The sequence below is a fragment of the Thermostichus vulcanus str. 'Rupite' genome, assembly GCF_022848905.1.
GTDB classification, from domain to species: Bacteria; Cyanobacteriota; Cyanobacteriia; order Thermostichales; family Thermostichaceae; genus Thermostichus; species Thermostichus vulcanus_A.
Window position 1 is genome coordinate 1 of sequence record NZ_JAFIRA010000087.1, and the last position, 5,087, is coordinate 5,087.

The following is a 5,087-nucleotide window of genomic DNA, read 5'->3' on the forward strand; positions in this document are numbered from 1 at the left end:
CGCCCCTTGCGCCACAGTTGTCGCTTAAAGAAAAACACCTCGTGGTAGAAAAAGCGCGGCGCGATCAACCACAGCGGCCCCCCAGTGGAGACATAGTGATCCGGGTCATCTTCGGGATGGTTGACATGGGCATGATGCTGCATGTGAACCCGCTTAAACACGGGATAGACGAAACCTTGCAGCAGGGCAGAGCCATGCCCCAAAGCCTCATTCAAAAAGCGGTTGCGGTGGGCAGAGCCATGGGAGGCATCATGAATCACCGTACCCAAAACGTACAAGGCGACAAAGTTCAGCCAAAACACCATCCACTTCGGCCAGTGCCAAAAGGCATAGCCACCGAAGCAACAGGCGGAGAGAACCACAGCGGCCAAAAACATCAGCAAAGTCGGGTTCCAAAACTCCGCTGGCGGTCCCAACAGCTCGCGGGGAAGGGTGGCAGGTTTGCGGGCCGATTGAGCAGTCGTGGCAACAGTCATCGGCAGCCATCCCCGCACGGAGCAGTCAAGGAGGCTAGGACAGAGCAGCACGTCCAGGTCATCACACCAACAAATTAGGTAGATTTCTTAACTTTCGTTAGTATACGGCAGAGATTTGCTAAACCTGACAGCTTAAGCTCAATTTCCGCTTCCATCCCCCGATCCAAGACAGGGATCCCAGGGTCACGCCGCAGCCTAGGGCTGGTGAAGGGACAACGGAGTGGGGAGTCCGTCGATGCTGAGCTGATTTTTCCGCTGTTGATAGGCTTGGATCCCGGCTTCCCCTTGGTTAACAGCCCAATCCAGCAAAGACTGTCGTTGCCCTTGAAAGGCATAGAGCGGTACTTCCATGCCACAGGAGGTTTGCACCCGCTCTACATCCACAAGAATGATCTGCCGGGTACCGGGAAGTTCCTCAAACTGAGGGATCACCCTCTGCCAGTCGGGGCTAGCGGGCAAAATCACCCGCCCGCGTCCGTAGAGGCGCAAGATACAAGGGGGATCCTCGAAGGCACAAAACATCAAGGTAATGCGCTGGTTTTCAAGCAAATGGGCGGAGGTTTCATTGCCACTGCCGGTGACGTCCAGATAGGCTACCTGTTGCGGCGAGAGGAGGCGAAAGCTCTGCAATCCTTTCGGGGAGAGGTTGACATGCCCATGGGCCGCCAGGGGGGCAGTCGCGACAAAAAGATGTGCTGGAAAGATGTGCTGGGCGGCGATGAACTGTTGCAAAGCAGGGGTGATCGAGTCATGGACTTTGGCCATGGAGAAAATCGGTCGGAACGGCTTTTCGAGTGTGACTCCCCTAGACTCCCCTAGCCCAAAAATGTGAGGTTTTGTTTCGACTTCTGTTGCAATTCATGTGCAGATCTTGAGGGGATCCCGTAAGGACTTCGGGAACAGGGGTAATCTAGGTGTCGATTCAACCCAGCCGAGGATTCAACCCATGATGCCCGTTGTTGCGCCGTTGGCTTTGACTGCCCAAACCAGCCCTTGGTCGCCCTTAAGTGCCGTGGCCATCCTTTTGTGTACAGGGCTTTCCTATTTGATCTTCAAATCCACATCGGGATCCACAGCAGAAGCCGGCCCGGTGTTGGGCATGGATTGGCCGGAGGTGATCGGTGTCGCCAGTTTCGGCCATCTGTTGGGGGTAGGGGTGATCCTGGGCCTCTCCAGCATGGGCGTACTTTGAGGGGCAACCTCGTTTACATTTCTTGATGTCTGCCGGGATCCGTCCCTGGCGATGTTAAACTCTATTGCAATTCTGAAAGAAGCGGTTTCTTCTGCCGCACTTCCCTCTGAGGTTTGTTGTCATGCCAGCGATGATGCTCCTAGCCAGTTTGCCGGAAGGCTACGAATTGTTTGATCCCTTGGTGGATCTGTTGCCGATCATCCCCGTTTTGTTTTTCCTGCTGGCTTTTGTCTGGCAGGCAGCTGTAGGCTTCAAATAGGGCGAAGCCTATACCAAGACTATTGGCGTTGTGTTGGCTTTGTGCCTAGAAGCTCCTCCTTGGGGCAGGATGCTGCTGCTCAGTTGAGGCTAGTTTTTTATTCTCTGGGATCCCCTATTTTGGGGATCTTTTTTGCGGCGAATGGGATGGGGATCCCCTTTTCTAGGTTATGGCTCGCGGTCAAGGGTACCCGTAATCCAGAGAACACCGGCCAAACAAACAAAATGGGCAAAGGTAACGTTAATGTTGGCTGCCAGCAACAGAACCCCCGTCACCTGATTCGCTTGTGTGCGGGAAAACATGCGCGCTAGCAATTCGCCCACCTGGGCCTCCATGCCAATTAAGGCCAAAAAAGCCCCGATTAAGCTGATGTAGGTGACGAGCTGCAGTTGCTTGGGCAAATCCAACTGACTGAGAGAATCAGCCGAAACTTGGCGTCGATCAGCATGTAAAAGGTAGCGCCAATTGAAGAACAACCCTGCTGCTAGGGTCAGCAACGTAAAGAGCGTGAACCAAAAGGCGAGAATGGCCCCAGCGGAGTCATCCCGATAGACGGTGTTTTGGCCAATCAAAAAGCCCACCCAAAGCAGCAAAGCCGCTGCTCCCAAAACCGCTTGAAACCAAAATCCAAAGCGGCGAGTCAGGCGCAACCGAGATTTCATTCGCTCAACAGCCGCACGTACCGACGGCGACATGGGCTCGTTCATCGCTCTCTCCCGGGATGGACATTGACCTTTGCTCCCAGCCTATCGTCATCCTCCAGCCTCAGTCACCTCAGCTAGGGATCCTCACTTTGTAGACGCAGAATTTCCGTTTCGATGCGCTGTTGCAAGGCTTTCCCTTCTGGTGACCGAATCAGAAGGGTGATGCGGTTGTAGTCGGGCACACTCATGCCGTGGCGGGTAATGATCTCCTGGGCCGTCCGAATGAATTCTCGCCGAATCTGATCTTTGCTGGCTGGGTCATCCGTAGCCTGAGAACGTTGTTGAGATTCCTGACGGTGAGGCTCCATTTCCAGGACAATACGGGCGTAGATTGTCACTTGTTCATCCGTCACCTGTTCATCTTCATCCGCCAGAACCACCGGTGTCGGAGTTTGGGCCACCGCCAAAGGAACTGCCAAAAAAGGGATCCAGGTGCAAGCCCAGATCAACCCCACCAACCCCTTTTGGGCCAGTTGTTGAACTGGGAGTTTTATCCACCTTGTCTTGCCCGCTTTCCCTGACACCGCCAATGTCTCCCCACCCGATAATTGCCGCTCCAGTTGTGTGGTTGCCCTGACCCAGTTGCTGGTTGCTGACGAACTGTGTAGGCTTCGATGCTACCTGTTCCTCCCCACAAAAGGCTAGGGTCGTATCCACACTAGCTACCTAGCTTCATTCTTTGACCCGAAACTTGCTTTTTGGTTCCTGTGGTTGTTTTCAGGGGTGTTTCTCCAGCCGTTAAGCGGGTCAGGGGGGAAGGGCTTCTGGGATAATGAGGTACAGAGCGCCAGTGAATTGCCCTTATGAGTTTGGAACGTCGCCCCGTCTTTCCCTTTACGGCCATCGTTGGCCAGGAGGACATGAAATTAGCCCTGCTCCTGAATGTGATTGATCCGCGCATTGGTGGGGTCTTGATCATGGGGGATCGCGGTACAGGTAAATCCACCACCATTCGGGCCTTGGCGGATCTGTTGCCCCAAATTGAAGTGGTGAAAGGGGATCCCTTTAACAGCCACCCCCAGCAGCGGGATTTAATGAGTGACCAACTGTGGGAACGCCTACAAGCAGGTGAGTCCGTAGAAAGGACCTGGATGCAAGTGCCGATGGTGGACCTGCCTTTGGGGGCAACCGAAGATCGCGTCTGTGGCACCCTCGATATTGAACGGGCCTTATCCCAGGGGGTGAAAGCCTTTGAACCGGGCCTCCTGGCCAAAGCAAACCGGGGCATTCTCTACGTGGATGAAGTGAACCTCTTGGATGACCATCTGGTGGATGTGTTGCTGGATTCGGCAGCCTCCGGTTGGAACACAGTTGAGCGGGAAGGGATTTCCATCCGGCACCCGGCTCGGTTTGTCCTGGTTGGTTCTGGCAACCCGGAAGAAGGGGAGTTGCGCCCGCAATTGCTGGATCGCTTCGGCATGTTTGTGCAGATCGAAACGGTGCGCGATGCCGCCCTGCGGGTGCGAATTGTGGAGGAACGCAGCCAGTTTGATGCCGATCCAAAAGGGTTTTTGGCCAAGTACGCAGACTCGCAGCAGCGGCTTTCGGAACGGATTGAAAAAGCGCAACACCTTTTGCCTGCGGTGACGGTGGATCCGGACTTGCGCCTCAAGATCTCCGGGGTGTGTGCTGCGCTGGAGGTGGATGGGTTGCGAGGGGATATTGTCACCAATCGGGCTGCCAAGGCTTTGGCTGCGCTAGAAGGCCGCAGTGAAGTTACTCTTGCCGATATTCGCCGGGTGATCAGCCTCTGTTTACGACACCGCCTGCGGAAGGATCCCTTAGAAACGATTGACTCCGGCTACAAAGTCGAAAAAGCCTTTAGCGAAGTCTTTCAGGTCAGCCTGGATAGTGCCGCCTGAGTTGGATGGTTGATTGACAAAGCGCTTATCCAGGATACTATAATGCTAAGTACTGTGTCTAAGAACCCCATACCCCTTATGACTGCTGCTTTCGTCCATACTCCCCTAGCGCAAACTCTGGTACCCCGTCCTTCCCGTGTTCGGGATGCCCTGCTGATTCTGGGGGGCAGTTTATTCGTGGCTGTCCTGGCTCAGGTGCGGATCCCTTTGCCCTTTACGCCGGTACCGATTACGGGTCAAACCTTTGGAGTCCTGCTGGTTGGGGCAGGCTTTGGGGCGCGGCTCGGCTTTCTCACGCTGTTGCTGTACCTCCTAGAAGGGCTGTTGGGGCTGCCTTTCTTTGCAGGAGGGGGATCTGGGTTTAGCCACTTGGCAGGGGCAACAGGGGGCTATCTACTGGCCTATCCGCTAACAGCGGGGCTGATGGGCTGGTTTGTAGAACGATGGGGAGTCGATCGAAACCTCTGGAAGATGGCTGCAGCAATGCTGGCGTGTAGTGCTTTGATTTACCTAATGGGTGCCACTTGGCTGGGGGTCTGGCTCAACCAGAATGTGGAGCCAACTTCTGCTTGGGCGGTGCTTCAAAAGGGTGTT

At 54.9% G+C, this 5,087-nt stretch carries 8 protein-coding genes; 4 read left to right on the forward strand and 4 right to left on the reverse strand.

The genetic code is table 11. The features are described from left to right. The coding region (locus tag JX360_RS17000) for a fatty acid desaturase (protein ID WP_244353337.1) at positions 1-476 on the reverse strand (476 nt) is incomplete at its 3' end. A gap of 195 nt (positions 477-671) precedes the next feature. Then, positions 672-1,241: a pyridoxamine 5'-phosphate oxidase family protein gene (locus JX360_RS17005; RefSeq protein ID WP_244353339.1), complete on the reverse strand. Its 570-nt coding sequence runs from the start codon at positions 1,239-1,241 to the stop codon at positions 672-674. Positions 1,242-1,422: 181 nt separating this feature from the next. Between JX360_RS17005 and JX360_RS17010 the strand changes: the two genes are divergently transcribed. Further along, positions 1,423-1,668: a photosystem I reaction center subunit PsaK gene (locus tag JX360_RS17010; protein ID WP_244353340.1), complete on the forward strand. Its 246-nt coding sequence runs from the start codon at positions 1,423-1,425 to the stop codon at positions 1,666-1,668. Positions 1,669-1,789: 121 nt separating this feature from the next. After that, a complete protein-coding gene (locus JX360_RS17015; protein WP_235278236.1) occupies positions 1,790-1,927 on the forward strand; it encodes a photosystem II reaction center protein K in 138 nt (45 codons plus the stop codon). A gap of 167 nt (positions 1,928-2,094) precedes the next feature. On the opposite strand, the gene JX360_RS17020 is transcribed toward JX360_RS17015, so the two are convergent. Both JX360_RS17020 and JX360_RS17025 read right to left on the reverse strand, forming a co-directional pair. Further along, positions 2,095-2,634, reverse strand: a complete 540-nt coding sequence (locus JX360_RS17020) for a DUF3611 family protein (protein WP_244353342.1) — start codon at positions 2,632-2,634, stop codon at positions 2,095-2,097. 71 nt (positions 2,635-2,705) lie between these two features. After that, entirely contained in the window at positions 2,706-3,155 is a 450-nt protein-coding gene (locus tag JX360_RS17025) for a DUF4168 domain-containing protein (RefSeq protein ID WP_244353344.1), read from the reverse strand. Positions 3,156-3,434: 279 nt separating this feature from the next. Here JX360_RS17025 and bchI point away from each other — a divergent pair, with 279 nt between their 5' ends. Both bchI and JX360_RS17035 read left to right on the forward strand, forming a co-directional pair. Beyond that, entirely contained in the window at positions 3,435-4,493 is a 1,059-nt protein-coding gene (gene bchI / locus JX360_RS17030; RefSeq protein WP_244353353.1) for a magnesium chelatase ATPase subunit I, read from the forward strand. Positions 4,494-4,571: 78 nt separating this feature from the next. After that, a partial coding sequence (locus JX360_RS17035; protein ID WP_244353362.1) for a biotin transporter BioY occupies positions 4,572-5,087 on the forward strand: 516 nt, incomplete at its 3' end.